Origin of the sequence: Termitidicoccus mucosus (genome assembly GCF_038725785.1) — a bacterium.
GTDB lineage: Bacteria > Verrucomicrobiota > Verrucomicrobiia > Opitutales > Opitutaceae > Termitidicoccus > Termitidicoccus mucosus.
Genome location: NZ_CP109796.1, coordinates 3,655,545 through 3,671,943, shown reverse-complemented (window position 1 = coordinate 3,671,943; position 16,399 = coordinate 3,655,545). Strand labels below are relative to the sequence as shown.

At 64.6% G+C, this 16,399-nt stretch carries 12 protein-coding genes; 10 read left to right on the top strand and 2 right to left on the bottom strand.

What is annotated here, in order from left to right:
• Positions 1-2: 2 nt before the first annotated feature.
• Positions 3-1,901 carry an ABC-F family ATP-binding cassette domain-containing protein gene (locus OH491_RS12800; RefSeq protein ID WP_068770915.1) on the bottom strand — a complete coding sequence of 633 codons (1,899 nt, stop codon included), beginning with the start codon at positions 1,899-1,901 and terminating at the stop codon, positions 3-5.
• Positions 1,902-2,549: 648 nt separating this feature from the next.
• On the opposite strand from OH491_RS12800, the gene OH491_RS12795 reads away from it, so the two are divergent.
• The 5 genes from OH491_RS12795 (at position 2,550) to OH491_RS12775 (ending at position 7,159) form a co-directional block, all read left to right on the top strand.
• Positions 2,550-3,479 (top strand): YgfZ/GcvT domain-containing protein, encoded by a 930-nt coding sequence (locus OH491_RS12795; protein ID WP_068770916.1) that lies wholly within the window; start codon positions 2,550-2,552, stop codon positions 3,477-3,479.
• Between the two features lie 75 nt (positions 3,480-3,554).
• Positions 3,555-5,039, top strand: coding sequence for a MiaB/RimO family radical SAM methylthiotransferase (locus tag OH491_RS12790; RefSeq protein ID WP_068770917.1), 1,485 nt, complete (start codon positions 3,555-3,557; stop codon positions 5,037-5,039).
• A gap of 71 nt (positions 5,040-5,110) precedes the next feature.
• The gene (locus OH491_RS12785) at positions 5,111-5,656 is read left to right on the top strand and encodes a hypothetical protein (RefSeq protein WP_145928853.1); all 546 of its coding nucleotides are present in this window, start codon (positions 5,111-5,113) and stop codon (positions 5,654-5,656) included.
• Between the two features lie 30 nt (positions 5,657-5,686).
• The gene (locus OH491_RS12780; protein WP_068770918.1) at positions 5,687-6,343 is read left to right on the top strand and encodes a guanylate kinase; all 657 of its coding nucleotides are present in this window, start codon (positions 5,687-5,689) and stop codon (positions 6,341-6,343) included.
• A gap of 84 nt (positions 6,344-6,427) precedes the next feature.
• Complete coding sequence (locus tag OH491_RS12775) at positions 6,428-7,159, top strand: protein-L-isoaspartate(D-aspartate) O-methyltransferase (RefSeq protein WP_068770919.1); 732 nt, start codon at positions 6,428-6,430, stop codon at positions 7,157-7,159.
• Between the two features lie 192 nt (positions 7,160-7,351).
• Here OH491_RS12775 and OH491_RS12770 read toward each other — a convergent pair whose 3' ends face one another.
• Entirely contained in the window at positions 7,352-7,750 is a 399-nt protein-coding gene (locus OH491_RS12770; protein WP_068770920.1) for a DUF3568 family protein, read from the bottom strand.
• Between the two features lie 167 nt (positions 7,751-7,917).
• Here OH491_RS12770 and OH491_RS12765 point away from each other — a divergent pair, with 167 nt between their 5' ends.
• The 5 genes from OH491_RS12765 (at position 7,918) to OH491_RS12745 (ending at position 16,170) form a co-directional block, all read left to right on the top strand.
• Positions 7,918-9,243, top strand: a complete 1,326-nt coding sequence (locus OH491_RS12765) for a hemolysin family protein (RefSeq protein ID WP_068770921.1) — start codon at positions 7,918-7,920, stop codon at positions 9,241-9,243.
• Between the two features lie 133 nt (positions 9,244-9,376).
• Positions 9,377-10,084, top strand: coding sequence for a TetR/AcrR family transcriptional regulator (locus OH491_RS12760; protein ID WP_068770922.1), 708 nt, complete (start codon positions 9,377-9,379; stop codon positions 10,082-10,084).
• 113 nt (positions 10,085-10,197) lie between these two features.
• Positions 10,198-11,445, top strand: a complete 1,248-nt coding sequence (locus OH491_RS12755; RefSeq protein WP_068770923.1) for an efflux RND transporter periplasmic adaptor subunit — start codon at positions 10,198-10,200, stop codon at positions 11,443-11,445.
• Between the two features lie 51 nt (positions 11,446-11,496).
• A complete protein-coding gene (locus OH491_RS12750) occupies positions 11,497-14,658 on the top strand; it encodes an efflux RND transporter permease subunit (RefSeq protein ID WP_068770924.1) in 3,162 nt (1,053 codons plus the stop codon).
• Between the two features lie 33 nt (positions 14,659-14,691).
• Positions 14,692-16,170 (top strand): efflux transporter outer membrane subunit, encoded by a 1,479-nt coding sequence (locus OH491_RS12745; RefSeq protein WP_084442280.1) that lies wholly within the window; start codon positions 14,692-14,694, stop codon positions 16,168-16,170.
• Positions 16,171-16,399 lie beyond the last annotated feature (229 nt).

Here is a 16,399-nt window from a genome sequence, read left to right as displayed (position 1 = left end):
GCCTACGCCATCGCTTCGGTGAGGCGGGTGGCGGCTTCTTCCCATGCTTCGGTGGCGGCTTGGAGCTGGTCAACGACGGCCGTTAGTTCGCGGTTGAGGGCGAGGGCTTTGCCGTGGTCGGCGTAGGTCTCGGGTGCCTCCAGAGCGGCGGTGAGCTCGGCCTGGCGTTTCTCGATCTCGGTGACATCTCTTTCCAGACGGGCGACTTCGTCGCGGAGGCGGGCGATTTGATTGGGAGTGAGTTTCGCGGCGGCGGATTTTGCGGGCGTGGCGGCGGGATTTGGCGCGGCGTCGGTCACGGGCCGGACGTCCGCGCCACTTCCGGCGGTTTGCTGCGGGCGGGCGTCGGTGAAACCGGCGGTCAGGGCGGCGCGTTCGTTGGTGGCGCGGGATTTTTCCAGATAATAATCATAGTTGCCCGCGTAGGGCGTGAGACGGCCGCTGTGGACGTGGAGGACATTTTCCGCGAGGGCGCGGATGAAATACACGTCGTGGCTGATGAAGATGAGCGTGCCTTCGTAGGCTTTCAGGGCGGCGACGAGCGCGTCGATCGAGGGGATGTCGAGGTGCGTCGTGGGCTCGTCCATGAGGAGGAGGTTCGGCGGCTTGACGAGGAGCCGCGCGAGGGCGAGGCGAGATTTTTCGCCGCCGGAGAGCACGCTGACTTTTTTGAAGACGTCGTCCTTGCGGAAAAGAAAGGCGCCGAGGATGGCGCGGGCCTGCTGCTCGGTGAGCTGGTTTTCGGCGGTGCGCAGCTCCATGACGTTGTCCAGGACGGTCGCGCCAGCCTTCAGGTTGTCGAGGCGGTTTTGGGCGAAGTAGCCGGTGGTGACGTTGGAGCCGGGTTCGCGGGTGCCGGCATCGATCGGAATGACGTCGCCGAGGATTTTCAGGAGGGTGGATTTGCCGGCGCCGTTGGGGCCGACGAGGACGATGCGCTGGCCGCGTTCGGCGGTGAAGTTGAGGTCGCGGTAAACGACGTGGTCCCCGTAGGATTGGTGGACGTTGAGCAGTTCGATGACTTTCAGGCCGGAGCGCGGAGGCTGGGGAAATTTGAAATGGATGCGCGAGAGATCGTCCTCGGGCTCGTCGATGGCGTCTTCCTTGAGGCGCTCGATTTGTTTTTCCTTGGACTTGGCGCGGGAGGCGAGGGAGGCCTTGGCGCCGAAGCGGTCCACGAATTTTTGGAGGTGGTCGATTTCGCGCTGCTGGTTCTTGAATTGGGCGAGTTGCTGGGCCTTGCGGGCTTCTTTTTCGACAAGGTAGTTGTCGTAGTTGCCGTGGTAGTAGTGGAGGGTGCAGGCGCGGAGTTCGAGGATGCCGGTGCAAAGCGCGTTGAGGAAGGCGCGGTCGTGCGAGATGACGACGAGGCCGCCGGGGTAGCGGGTGAGGTAGTCCTGAAACCAGAGGAGCGCCTCGAGGTCGAGGTGGTTGGTCGGCTCGTCAAGGAGGAGCAGCGCGGGTTCGGCGACGAGCAGGCGGGCGAGGTGGGCGCGCATGATCCAGCCGCCGGAGAAGGTGCGGGCGGGTTTGTCGGCGTCGCCTTCCTTGAAGCCGAGGCCGGCGAGGATTTTGCGGGCGCGGGGTTCGAGGGTGTAGTCGATGTCCCAGTCGTCCTCGGTGGGTTCGAGTTTTTTGCCGCTGGTGGCGATGTGGAGGATGGTTTCGTCGGAGGCCGGGGCGCTTTCCTGCGGGAGATAGCCGAAGTCGGCGCCGCGTTCCCACGTGATCTCGCCGGAGTCGGGGCGTTCCTCGCCGAGGATGAGGTTGAAGAGGGTGGACTTGCCGGCGCCGTTGGGGCCGACGAGGCCGAGGCGGTCGTTGCGCGCGATGAAGAGCGACACGTCGGAGAAGAGTTCGCGTGTGCCGTAGGATTTGGAAACGTCGGCCAGAGTGAGCATGAGAGTTGCGCAAGAAAGGGAGTGTCGCGCACGGGGTCAATGGCGGGAATGAAGTCCGGCGGGCGGGCCGCCGAATCCGGACAAAAAGTTGGCCGGTCGCCTACCCCTAAGCGACCGGCCATTTGCTTTCTTAGTTACCCCAAAACTCCCGCTATGCGGGAGAAGTGAAATTTGATGTTGTGAGAAGAAGAAATTATCGGGCTTCGGTCAATGCTTTTTTTGAAAAAAGCGATTTAGCATATTTAAGCGACTGTAATATAGTATCTTGTGATTGAATATTTTTCAATTGCCGAAGGCAAGGAGAACCGTTTTGCAAAGCATCTTGGAAAAGATGGGTTGGTGACTGAGAGGGCGGGGACTCGAAGCGAGTGGAAAAGAGGCCGCTCAGCAGTGCCTGCGGGTCAGATAGGAAATGGGGTTTCGCGGCCTATGTTCGACGATCTCTGAATCCGGATAAAAAGTTGGCCGGTCGCCTACCCCTAAGCGACCGGCCATTTGCTTTCTTAGTTACCCCAAAACTCCCGCTATGCGGGAGAAGTGAAATTTGATGTTGCCAAGAGATAACATTGGCGGGTCTTCGTCAACAAAAACTTTGATTTTTTTCCAAGCTGTTTTTGCAATTTGCTATTTGTTATATAATTAAACGCTATGATTTTTGGGAAACATGTCCGCGTATTTCACTATCGGCCCGCCGCATTTTTACGGATTTCCGGTCTGGATGCCCCGGAATTTTTGCAGGGACAGTTTACGCAGGATCTGAAACCTATTGGCCTTCAGGATGTCGTGTATGGATTATGGTTGAACCAAAAAGGACGGGTGGAGGCGGACGGTTTTTTGTTCAGGGTGAAGGAGGCAGAGTGGGTTTTGGCGAGTTATGAGGGCTGCGGGCAGGCGATTCGGGAACGGCTGGAGCGGTATATCGTGGCGGACGACGTGGTGGTGGAGGATGAAACCGCGCGGTGGAATGGGGTTTGTTTGCTGGATATCGGGGGCCCCGTGGTGAGTGAGCTGCGAAAACAGGGCGGCGGCGTGATGTTTCGCGGGCGGCGCGGAGGCGGCGAGTGTTGGGAGTGGCTGCGCCCGGTGGACGCAGAGCCGGAAGCGGGCTGTGAGTTTTTGAGCGAAGCGGAGGAAGTCGGCTTTTCGGAGATGGAGCGGAGGCGCATTGAGGCGGGCGTGCCGATGGTGCCGCGCGACGCGGGGCCGGGAGATTTGCCGAATGAAGCCGGGCTGGAGCGCGACGCGATTTCCTACACCAAGGGCTGCTACCTCGGGCAGGAGGTGATCTCGCGGCTCAAGTCGCTGGGACGCGTGCGGCGGCGCTTGTGGCGCGTGCGCTGGGAGGAGGCGCGGGGCGGCGGTCCGGACGCATCGCCGGAGCGGGTGTTGCCGGCGGGATTATTTGCCGGCGGACGGAAAGTGGGGGAGTTGCGCTCGATGGCGCGCACCGACGAGGGCAGCGGGCTGGCGAAGTGCATGGGGCTTGCAATGTTATCGGTGGACGGCGCGGAGCCGGGCGCGCTGCTGAGCTGGTCGGAGGGCGGCGAGGCGGCGGTGGGTTGCGAGTTTCCCGTTTGACGCGAAGCGGGCCGCGTTTACCTAGGTCAATCCCTCCCGCCCTCTTGGCGCACGCGCCGGCCGGGCGTTTTCCGCATGAACCGGGTCTACATCAAAACTTACGGGTGCCAGATGAACGAGCGCGACAGCGAGGCGGTCGCGGCGATGCTGCGCGCCCGGGGGTATCGCATCGTCGGCTCAGAAGACGAGTGCGACATCATGCTGCTCAACACGTGCAGCGTGCGCGATGCCGCGGAGCAAAAGGCCATCGGCAAGGCCGCCCACCTGCGCGGACGCAAGCGCCGCCAGCCCGACTTCATCCTCGGCATCCTCGGCTGCATGGCGCAAAACCGCGGCGCCGCGCTGCTCGACCGCCTGCCCGACGTGGACCTCATCGTGGGCACGCAAAAATTTCACCAGGTGCCCGGCTTTCTGGACAACCTGCGCGCCGCGCGCGAGGCGGGCGTGCCGTTCGGCGAGACGATCATCGACATCCGCGAGGAGAAGGACTCGCAGAACAGGATCAAGGATCACCTCTTGGCGGCGGACGGCGGCGAGGGCAGCGTGGCGGTCCGTAATGGGAAATCGGATACGAGCGAGGCCGTCGCCGGCGGTGACGGCGGGCGTGATGGCGCGGCGGACGGGGACGAGGCGCGGCAGGTGAGCGCGTTTGTGTCGATCCAGCAGGGATGCGACATGCATTGCTCATTTTGCATCGTGCCGAAGACGCGCGGCGACGAGCGCTCGCGCCCCATGGACGACATCGTGCGCGAGGTCGAGGCGCTGGCGGCGCGCGGCGTGCGCGAGGTGACGCTGCTCGGGCAGATCGTGACGAGCTACGGGCGGCGCGAGTCCGCCGCGGAGCCGGCGGAGGACGGACGCGCGGGCGTGTCGCCGTTTGTGCGTTTGCTGGAGCGCGTGCACGCGCTCGAGGGCGTCGGGCGCATCCGGTTCACGTCGCCGCATCCGCGCGGCTTCAGGCAGGACCTCGTGGACGCGTTCGGGCGCCTGCCCAAACTCTGCGAATGCGTGCACCTGCCGATGCAGTCGGGCAGCGACCGCATCCTGCGCGCGATGAAGCGCCCGTATTCACGCGACAAATACAAGGAGATCGTGGACTCGCTGCGCGCCGTGCGTCCGGACATGTATTTCTCGACCGACGTGATCGTCGGCTTTCCCGGCGAGACCGACGCGGACTTCGAGCAAACGCGCACGTTGTTCGAGGCGTGCAACTACGACATGGCCTACATTTTCAAATACTCCGTGCGCACCGGCACGCCCGCTGCGGAGATGGGCGACCAGATTCCCGACGAGGTGAAGGAGCACCGCAATCAGGTGCTGCTCGAAATCTTGAAGCAGAACTCGCTGCGCCGCAATGCCTCGCTGGTCGGCACGACGCAGGAGGTGCTCGTGGAGGGGCGGGACAAGACCGGCCGGCATTTCATCGGGCGCACGCGCGGCAACCGCGTGGCGATTTTCGACGCGAGTCCCCGGCTGGCCGGGCAGTTCGTGCCGCTGCGCGTCGAACGAGCGACGGTGAGTTCGCTGTATGGGGAACTGGTGCTGGCGGGGGTGCCATAAAAATCGTTCTCGTTCTCTTACTCGTTCTCGTTCTCTATTCGGGAGCAACACGCTTTGATTTCCTGCTTCAAATGAGCCTCACCACCGCCACCCTGCTTCCCGGCATTTTTCTCATCGCGCTCGGCGCGCTTTTGCTCGTGAGCAATTCCGTCATTGTCTCGTCGCTCAAGGCGCTGCCGCGTTCGCGCAAGGCGGCCATCGTTTTCTTCGGCGGCGGGGCGTTGTGGTTCCTTTGGGTGGTGAACGGCCTGTCCGCGGCGGACCTCGTGCTGTTCGAGTCGTCGAGGCCGTTCATGTTCATCTTCGGCGCGGTGGCGGTGGCGGCGTTTTATTACGTGCCGGAGTTTCTCGCCGTGCGCGGGCTGTGCGTGCTGATGGTGCTGACGGCGTGGCCGTTGCTGCGCGCGGCGTTCATGGAATACGATCATCCACAGCGCCTGTTCATGGTCACGCTGGTCTATGCGGGCGTCGCGGCGGCGATGTATTTCGCGGTCGTGCCCTACCGGATGCGGGACCTGCTCCAGTGGCTCTTCGCGCGGCTGCCGCGGGCGCGGATGCTCGGCGCGGCGATGCTCGCCTACGGGCTGCTGCTCGGCGCGGTGGCGCTCACGTATTGAATGAACGGGATTCAGGCAACAGGTCGCGCCATGTCCTCGTCCGCCAGCATCGCCTCCGACATCGCGGCCGGAAACGCCGCCGCCGCTTCCGCGCCCGTTCTCCTCGTCATCGCCGGTCCGGCGGGTTCGGGGAAAACCACGCTTTGCGACCGGCTCGTGGCGGAGGTGCCGGTGTTTTCGCGCGTCGTCACCACGACCACCCGCGAGCCGCGCGCCGGCGAGGTGGACGGCGTGCACTACCATTTCCTCACGCCGGGGCAATTCGACGCGAAAGTCGTCGCGGGCGCGTTTCTCGAATGGGCGTGGGTGCACGGAAAAAACCGCTATGGCACGCTCGCGTCGTCGGTGCTCGATCCGCTCGCGGCCGGGCGCAGCCTCGTCATCAACATCGACGTGCAGGGCGTGGACAACTTTCGCCGCGCGGCCGCCGCCAACCCGCTCCTCGCGCGGCACATGGCGACGGTTTTCATCGAGGTGCCGATTGCGGTGCTGCGCGCGCGCATGGTCGGCCGCGGTCAAAACACCACCGAGGACATGGAATGCCGCTTGCGCACGGCGGAGGCCGAGCTGCGCGAGGCGCACAAGTTTGACCACCGCATAAAAAGCACGACCCGCAACGCGGATTTTGCCGCCTTGCTCGCCATCTGGCGCCAAACGCAAAAACGCGTGCCGGCGCGCGCAGGGTAGGCGCCGGCATGCCGCGGGCGGGCGGTTTTTTCGGTGCAATTCCGCGGTATTGTGGCATGTTGCGGAGAACCCGATCTTTCCTGCATGGCCCCGATCCTGCCCGCCTTTTTGCTTTTGCTGCTCGCATGCGGATGCCTGCTCGGTGTGGCGCGGGCGGCGGACGCGCCGGATGCGAAAAAACAGCGTGAGGACATGGTGAGGCGGCAGTTGCTGCCGCGCGGCATCGGCCATCCCGATGTGCTCCGCGCGATGCGGACGGTGCCGCGCGAGGAATTTGTCCCGGAAAAAATCCGGCATCTCGCCTACGACGACCGGCCTCTGCCCATCGGTTGGGAACAGACGATTTCGCAGCCCTATATCGTCGCGTTCATGACCGAGGCGCTCGCGCCGGGGCCGGAGGACCGCGTGCTGGAAATCGGCACCGGCTCGGGTTATCAGGCCGCGGTGCTTTCCATGCTGGTGAAGGAGGTTTGCTCGATTGAAATCGTGGAGCCGCTGGCGTGGCGCGCGGAGAAGACACTGGCGAGGCTGGGATACGCCAGCGTCCGCACGCGCGCCGGCGACGGTTACCAAGGGTGGGCGGAGGCGTCGCCGTTTGACGCGATCATCGTCACCTGCGCGCCCGACCACGTGCCGGCGCCGCTGGTCGCCCAGCTCAAGGAGGGCGGGCGCATGATCATCCCCGTCGGAGAAGAGGGCGCGGTGCAGGAGCTGGTGCTGCTCAGAAAAAAGAAAGGCAGGGTGCGCCGCCAGAGCGTCATGGACGTGCGTTTCGTGCCCATGACCGGGACGCAACCGCGGCAAGGTGAGAATTAGCAATCGTGCTGAAACCGCCGGAAGGACAGCCGGGCCGGGTGATGATTTTGCGCAGACGGGGTGAAAGGCATGGTCATTATTGATCGGCCTCGCGCGCGAGGCCGGCGGATTGTCACAACAAAATCGCGGCGAGAAAAAGTCCCCGCCAAAATGACCTGACGAGGAAAACCTCGCCATCGGAGCGGGGCGGCATCACGGACGGTCCACGCCGGCCTCGATGGCCTCGTAGAGGCGGCGGGACTTCTTGAGGTCGCCGCTCGTGCCCCAGCGGATGCGCAGCATCGTCTGGTTGCGGTTTTCTTCCTGGATGATGATCGAGACCTTCTGGTCGCCGACGGCGCGCGCCGTGATGCGCGCCTCATAGGTGCTTTGCGCAAACTCGGTCTGGTAGAGCCCCTGCTCCTTGAGCACCCGCTGCGTCACTTCCGCCGCGTGCGGCGCGGTGGTGTTGAGCAGCATCTTGAATTCACCGAATTGATACACGGCGACCATGCTCTTGTCCTCGGTAAGCGGGACGGATTTGCATCCGGCCAGCGTCGCGGCGGCGGCAATCGCAAGCATGGGAAAAACGCGAGTGGTGATCGTGCTCATGGGTTAACACCGCGCAATGTGGGTGGTGCCGCGCACAATGTCAGCCTTGAAAACGCCAGCGCCGCGGGTGACATTTGTTTTACAAGGAATTGGCGGGAACGTCATGAGGGAGCCGGGCAAATATGTTGCCAGTCGCCGCACCGCGGCTATCGTGGCGACCTTCCGTGATGTCCGGCCTTACGACAGAAATATTCATCCTCCTGCTCATGTTGCTGGCAAACGGCGTGTTTGCCATGGCCGAAATCGCGGTGGTATCCGCGCGGAAAGCACGGCTGAAGCAGCGCGTCGACGAAGGCGATGTGCGGGCGAAGGCCGCCCTCGCCACGGCGTCCGAACCGGCGCGGTTCCTCTCCGCCGTGCAGGTTTTCATCACGTTGCTGGGGATCGGAATCGGCATGTACAGCGGCGAGACCATGGCGGGAAAACTGGCCGAACCGCTCACGCGCCTGCCCCTTCTGGCCGAATACGCGCGTCCCGTCGCCCTCGTGGTGATGACGCTGTTGCTGACGATGTGCACCGTCGTGCTCGGCGAACTCGTGCCCAAGCGCCTCGCGCTCGCCGCGCCCGAGCGCGTGGCGATCGGACTCGCGCCCTTCGTCAACAAGCTCGCGAAGTTCGTGAGCCCGGTCGTCTGGCTGCTCACGTTTTCCACCGACAAGGTGATGGGGTTGTTCGGCGTGCGCGAGCAGCCGCAGGAGACGCCGGTGTCGGAGGAGGAGGTCAACATCCTCATCGAGCAGGGCATGCACGCGGGCGTGTTCAACCGCACGGAAAAGGAAATGGTCGAGGGCGTGCTCGAGCTCGACAAACTGCCCGTGACGGCGCTCATGACGCCCAGGCCCAAGATTGTCTTCATCAACATCGACGACCCCGAGGAGGCGAGCTGGCGGAAAATCGTCGCCAGCGGGCATTCGTATTTCCCGGTGTATCAGGGAAACCATGACCAGGTGCTCGGCATGGTCGCGGTGAAGGCGCTCTGGGCGCACTCGGCCATCGGCTTGAAATCCAGCCTGAAGGACCTGCTGCTGCCGCCGCTCGTCGTGCCGGAGACCATGGTGGCGATCCAGTTGCTCGAGGCGTTCAAGAAATCCGGCAAGCACATCGCGCTCGTGACCGATGAGTTCGGCTCCATCCAAGGGCTCGCGACGCTGATCGACGTGCTCGAAGCCATCGTCGGCGACCTGCCCGCGCACGGGCACGGCCGCCGCGACGCACCCGCCGCCAAACGCCGCGAGGACGGCTCGTGGCTCATCGACGCGACCCTGCCGGCCGGCGAGTTGAAAACCCTGCTCGACCTCGACGAGCTGCCCAACGAGGACGACGCCGATTTCCAAACCCTGGGCGGCTTCATCGTGACGTATTTCGGACGCATCCCCGAGGCCGGCGACTATTTCGAACACGCCGGGTGGCGCTTCGAGGTGGTGGACATGGACCGCCACCGCGTGGACAAGGTGCTGGTCGCCAAGGCCGGGGCGCGCCAAGCCGCGGCCTGACGCGCCCCGGCCGCGCCAAGGGAGGGGCGCGATTGTCAAAATCCAGTCCAATCCCGGAATTTCTCCGGCGCGCGCATTTTGCCCGCTTGACAATCCGGCCCGCCGCCAACAAGCGTTTCAAACATACGTTTGAATGCTGCCTGAAAAAACAACGCATAAATGTCCCGACCATGCCGGGGAGGGCGAATGCCCGACCAAGACGGTCATACTCGACACCACCGAGGAGCTCATCGCGAAAAACGGCGTGCGCGCCGTGTCGATCCGCGACATCTCGCGCGAGGCGCGCGTCAACCTCGCGGCCATCAATTACCATTTCGGCTCGAAGGACAGGCTGTTGCGGGCGGTGCTGGAGCGGCGCATGTCCGACCTGTTCGACCGCCGCATGGCGGCGCTGGACGTCATCGAGCAGAGCAGGGGCGGCGCGACGGTGGAGGCGTTGATGGAGGCGTTTCTCGGCCCCTGCATGGCCAGAGACGCGAGGACGCGGCGGCGCCAGGAGGGCGTGGCGAAGATGATGAGCCGGTTCTTTTTCGAGGAGGAGGCCATGGTCAGCGCGGTGGCGACGGCGCAGTTCGAGCCGTTCCGCGTGCGATTCGGGGTATTGCTCAGGAAGGCGGTGCCGTCGGTGCCGGCCGACGAGCTGGACTGGCGCTCGTCGCTGGCGATGGGCGTGCTGCACCACCACCTGCTGTTCGCGTCGATGCAGGAGCGCATGCGGGGCCGGCGCGCGAGGCCCGAAGTGGAGATGCGGCGGCTGCTGGCCTTTTGCGCGGCGGGCCTGCGCGCGCCTCCGAGCGATACGCGGAGCGCCGCGCGAAAAGGAGCGGCGCTCAAAAAGTAACGCATCCGCGCCGCGTCGGCCCGCGTCGTGCTGGTCTTTTTCCGCAGAAATTTTTCCGAGAACTTTTTTGTCACATTTTCCCGCCTGTCTTTTCCAAACGAATTCCAACACCAATGAAGAAAACCACAACCCAGCGGGGCATTCGCGCCGCGATTTCCGTTGTCTCGATTCTCGCCGCCGGCGCGGCCATGCTCGGCTTTTCCGGCTGCGGCAAGAAAGGCGCGCCGCAAGGCGGAGGCTCCGCCCCGGTCACCGCGGTCGGCGTGGTCACGCTCAAGGCGCAGCCGGTCACGCTGCGCAAGAAGCTCCCCGGGCGCACGTCCGCCTTCCGCGTCGCCGAGGTGCGCGCGCGGGTGAACGGCATCGTGCTGAAGCGTCTCTTCACCGAGGGCGAGGTGGTGCAGGAAGGCCGGCAGCTTTACCAGATCGATCCCGCGCCGTATGAGGCCGCGCTGGCCAGCGCCCGCGCCACGCTCGCCCGTTCCGAGGCGAACCTCGTCTCGGCCAAGGCGCAGGCCGGGCGCTATGCCGAGCTTGCCCGCGACAAGGCCATCAGCCAGCAGGACTACGACAACGCCGTGGCGCAGGCCAAGGCGTTCGAGGCCGATGTCGCCGCGGGCAAGGCCGCCGTGGTCAATGCCGAGATCAACCTCGCCTACACGAAGGTTTACGCGCCCATCTCCGGCCGCATCGGCAAGTCGGAAGTCACCGAGGGCGCCTATGTGCAGGCCGGCGCCGCGACGCTCATGGCCGTCGTGCAGCAGATCGACCCGATCTACGTGGACATCGTGCAGCCCGCCGGTCAGGTGCTCAAGCTCGAGGAAGACCGCAAGAAGGGCACGCTGCAAATCTCGCCCGAGGACGCGGCGCGGGTGAAGCTGTTTTTCCACGACGGACGCGAATACAAACTCGAGGGCAAACTCCAGTTCACCGACATCACGGTCGAGCAATCGACCTCGTCGATTCTCCTGCGCGCGGAATTTCCGAATCCCAACAAGGACGGCGGCGGCGTGCCCGACCTGCTGCCGGGCCTGTTTGTGCGCGCCGAGATCGTCGAGGGCGTGAGCCCGAACGCCGTGCTCGTGCCGCAACAAGGCGTGTCGCGCAGCATGAAGGGCGACCCGACCGCGCTCGTTGTCGTCAAGAACGACCAGGGGCAGGACATCACCGAGCTGCGCATCCTCAAGACCGAGCGCACCATCGCCGATCACTGGCTCGTCACCGACGGCCTGAAGGCCGGCGAACAAGTCGTCGTCGAGAACCTCCAGCGCGTCCGCCAGGGCATGCCGGTGAAGCCCGTGCCCGCGGGCCAGTCCATCGGCTCGCTGCCCATCACCGAGCCGAAAACCGCCGCCGAGTAATTCGCGCGCGCCGAACCATTTTAACCAGCGCCCAACACAGGAGAATCCTCCATGGCAAAATTTTTTATCGAACGGCCCGTCTTCGCCTGGGTCATCGCCATCTTCATGATGCTCGCGGGACTGCTGTCCATCACGCGGCTTCCCGTTTCGCAATACCCTGACGTCGCGCCGCCCTCCATCTCGGTGAGCGCGGTCTATCCGGGCGCCTCCGCCCAGACCGTGCAGGACTCCGTCGCCCAGATCATCGAGCAGCAGATGAACGGCATCGACAACATGCGCTACATGGAATCCACCAGCAGCGCGGACGGCAGCCTTTCGCTCACGCTGACCTTCGAGCAGGGGACCAATCCCGACATCGCGCAGATGCAGGTGCAAAACAAGATGCAGCTCGCGCTGCCGCTGCTCCCGAAGGAAGTGCAGGACCAGGGCGTGACCGTGAGAAAGGCCACGCGAAACTTCCTCATGGTGGCCGGCTTTTATTCCGCCGACGGCAGCATGAACGAGTCCGACATCGCCGACTACATCGCGACCTCGGTGCAGGACCCGATCAGCCGCCTGCGCGGCGTCGGCGAGGCGCAGTTCTTCGGCGCCAAATACGCCATGCGCATCTGGCTCAATCCCGACGCGCTCAACAACTACAACCTCACCGTGAGCGAGGTGATCGCCGCCATCACCTCGCAAAACGCGCAGGTCGCCGTCGGCGAACTCAGCGGCGCGCCCGCCGAGCCCGGCGTGCGGCTCAACGCCACCATCATCGCCCAGGAGCGCCTCAACACCGCCGAGGAATTCGAGGACATCCTGGTGCGCGTCGCGCCCGACGGCTCGCAGGTGCGGCTCCGCGACGTGGCCCGCGTCGAGAAGGACCGCGAAAATTATTACTTCCGCGCGCGCTTCAGCGGCAACCCCGCGGCCGGCCTCGGCATCAGGCTCGCCTCCGGCGCCAATGCGCTCGCCACCTCCGACCTCGTGCACAAGGAACTGGCCAGCCTCTCGCGCTATTTTCCGGAGGGGCTCAAGGTGGTGTATCCGATGGACACCGCGCCGTTCGTGCGCCTCTCCATCGAGGAAGTGGTGAAGACGCTCATCGAGGCCATCGTGCTCGTGTTCCTCGTCATGTACCTGTTCCTGCAAAACATCCGCGCGACCATCATCCCGACCATCGCGGTGCCGGTCGTGCTGCTGGGCACCTTTGCGGTCATGGCGATGTTCGGCTTCAGCATCAACACGCTCACCATGTTCGGCCTCGTGCTGGCGATCGGCCTGCTGGTGGACGACGCCATCGTGGTCGTGGAAAACGTGGAGCGCGTGATGGCCGAGGAAGGATTGTCGCCCAAGGAGGCGACGAAAAAATCCATGGGCCAGATCACCAGCGCGCTCGTCGGCATCGCGCTCGTGCTCTCGGCGGTGTTTGTGCCGATGGCGTTTTTCGGCGGTTCGACGGGCGTGATTTACCGCCAGTTCTCGATCACCATCGCGTCCGCGATGATGTTGTCCGTCGTGGTCGCCATCGTGCTCACGCCCGCGCTTTGCGCCGGCATCCTGAAGCCGGTCAGGCGCGGTGAACACGCCGAGAAGCGCGGCTTTTTCGGCTGGTTCAACCGCTCCTTCGAGCGCGGCACGCACCTTTATGGCCGCGGCGTCTCCGGCATCACCAAGCGGCCGGTCCGCTTCCTGCTCCTCTACGCGCTCATCGTCGGCGCGCTCGGCTACGCCTTCGTCAGGCTGCCGAAGGCGTTTCTCCCCAACGAAGACCAGGGCATCGCCTTCATGCAGGCGATCCTGCCGCCGGGCTCGACGCAGGAGCAGACCCTCGCCGTCATCAAGGAAGTGGAGCATTACTTCCTTGTGGAAGAGAAAGAAGCGGTGGAGAACATCTTTGCCATCGCCGGGTTCAGTTTCGGCGGACGTGGACAAAACACCTCCCTCGGCTTCGTGAAATTCCGCGACTGGAGCCTGCGCAAGGAGGACCGCCTGAAAGTGCCCGCGGTCGTCGGCCGCGCCATGGCGCATTTTTCGCAGATGCAGGTGGCGCTCACCTTCGCCTTCCAGCCGCCAGCCATCACCGAGCTCGGCACGGCGGACGGCTTCGAACTGCGCATCCAGGACCGCGAAGGCATCGGCCACGCGGCCCTGCTCGAGCAGCGCGACCGGCTCATCGGCCTTTCCAGGCAGAATACCGACGTCGTCGCCGTGCGCGTCAACGGCCTCGACGACACTCCCCAGTTTCACATCGACGTGGACCTCGAAAAAGCCTCCGCGCTCGGCCTCTCCATCGCCGAGGTGAACCAGACGCTCTCGTCCGCCTGGGGCTCGACCTACTTCAGCGACTTCGTCGACCGAGGCCGCGTGAAGCGCGTCTACATCCAGGCCGACGCGCCCTACCGCATGATGCCCGAGGACCTCGACTTCTGGTATGTGCGCAACAACCGGGGCGAGATGGTGCCCTTCTCCGACTTCGCCACCACGCGCTGGGAATACGGCCCGCCCGCGCTCGACCGTTTCAACGGCTTCCCGTCCGTCACCATCCAGGGCAGCGCCGCGCCGGGCAAGAGCACCGGCACCGCGATGAACGCCATGCAATCCATCGTGGAAAGCAACCTGTCCAGCAGCATTGGCCTCGCGTGGAGCGGCCTTTCCTACGAGGAAAAAATCTCTGGCGACCAGGCGCCGATGTTGTATGCGATTTCGCTCATCGTCGTGTTCCTCTGTCTCGCCGCATTGTATGAAAGCTGGTCGATTCCCTTCTCGGTCATGCTCGTCGTGCCGCTCGGCGTCATCGGCGCCGTGCTCGCGGTGACGATGCGCGGCCTGTCGAACGACGTGTATTTCCAGGTCGGCCTGCTCACGACCGTCGGCCTGTCCTCGAAAAACGCCATCCTCATCGTCGAGTTCGCGAAGGAGGCGTTTGAGAGCGGCATGGGACTGGTCGAGGCGACGCTGCATGCGGCCCGCCTCCGCCTCCGCCCGATTCTCATGACCTCGCTCGCCTTCGGCTGCGGCGTCATCCCGCTCGCGATCTCCAGCGGCGCGGGCTCCGGCTCGCAAAACGCCATCGGCACCAGCGTGCTCGGCGGCGTCGTCACCGGCACCGTGCTTGCCATCTTCTTTGTCCCGATGTTCTTCGTCGCCGTGACAAGGCTCTTCAAGTCCGACCGCCGCATGGCCGCGCACGCCGCCGTCCTGAAAACCGAGGCGGGCGAGAAACACCCATAGTATCAACAATCCGAATACACACACCGTTTCCCGATGAATTCCCAGTCTGCCTCCCAGCAACCGTTCCCGCGCCGCATCGCCGTGCTGGCCGCCCTCGCCATCCTCGCCGCCGCCGGCGGCTGCACGATGGCGCCGAACTACGAGCAGCCCGACGCGCAGGTCCCCGCGACCTTCGCGCGCGCCTCCGCCGCCACCGGCGCGCCGGCCTCGCCCGCGCTTGCCGCCGCGGACATCGGCTGGCGCGATTTCTTCGACGACGAGCGCCTGCGCCGCATCATCGCGCTCGGCCTCGAAAACAACCGCGACCTCCGCGTGGCCGCGCTCCGGGTCGAGCAGGTCCGCGCCCAATACCAGATCGAGCGCTCCAGCCTCTTCCCGGACATCGGCGCGAGCGGCTCCGGCACCCGCCAGCGCACGCCCGGCGACCTCAACTCCTCCGGCCAGGCCGTCACCTCCAGCCAATACAGCGTCGGCCTCGGCGTCACCTCCTACGAGCTCGATTTCTTCGGGCGCGTGCGCAGCCTGAAGGACGCGGCGCTGGAGACCTACCTCGCCACCGAGGAAGGCCGCCGCTCCGCTCAGCTCGCGCTCGTCGCCTCCATCGCCACGCAATACATCCTCGAGCGCTCCACCGACGAGCAGCTCGCCCTCGTGCGCGAAACCCTCAAGCTCGTCGAGGACTCCTACAACCTCGTGAAGCGCCGTTACGAGGCCGGCACGGTTTCCGAGCTCGACCTCCGCACCGCCGAGACGCAGGTCTTCGCCGCGCAGGCCAGCCTCGCCGAATACACCCGCCAGCGCGCGCTGGCCGAAAACGCCCTCATGCTCCTCGTCGGCGCGCCGCTTCCCGCCGACCTGCCGCCGCCCGTGCCGCTCGGCTCGCAAGGACTCCGCGCCGGCCTGCCCGCCGGCCTGCCGTCCGACTTGCTCGCGCGCCGTCCCGACATCCTCCAGGCCGAGCACGCGCTCCGCTCCGCCAACGCCAGCATCGGCGCCGCCCGCGCGAACTTCTTCCCCTCGATCACGCTCACCGCGTTTGGCGGCACCGCCAGCGCCGAGCTTGACGGCCTCTTCAAGTCCGGCTCCGGCATGTGGAGCTTTTCGCCGACAATCACGCTTCCCCTCTTCACCGGCGGCCGCAACCGCGCCGTGCTGAAATCGGCGCAGGCCGCGCAGCAAATCACCGTCGCGCAATACGAGATGGCCGTGCAGACCGCCTTTCGCGAGGTCGCCGACGCGCTCGCCTCGCGCGAGTTGCTGGCGGTGCAGATCACCGCGCAGGAAAACCGCGTCGCCGCGGAGCAGCGCCGCTACGATCTCTCCGACCTCCGCTACCAGCAAGGCGTGGACAACTACCTCACCGTCCTCTCGGCGCAACAGAATCTCTTCAGTGCGCAACAAGGCCTTATCCAAGCCCGCTTCGCCGATCTTTCGAATCTCGTCGGGCTCTACAAGGCCCTCGGCGGCGGCTGGCTGGAAACGACCGCCGGGCAGGCCGTCGCGAACAAATAATCGTTTTCCTTCCCAAACTGTTTCGCAGCCAGGACGGACGCGTGAATCGACAAACGAATGAAAATGAGGGGAAAGCATACCGTGGTAAAAATTTTGTTTTAATATATCTCCCGTCATCCGCTGCAAAACCGCGCCTGAAATATTATAATACTCATAAGCAACTGGAAAAAAACTTTTCCACTGTTGCTTAAAAAATCCCGGAGACCATACTTTTGTCATCCCCGAAACC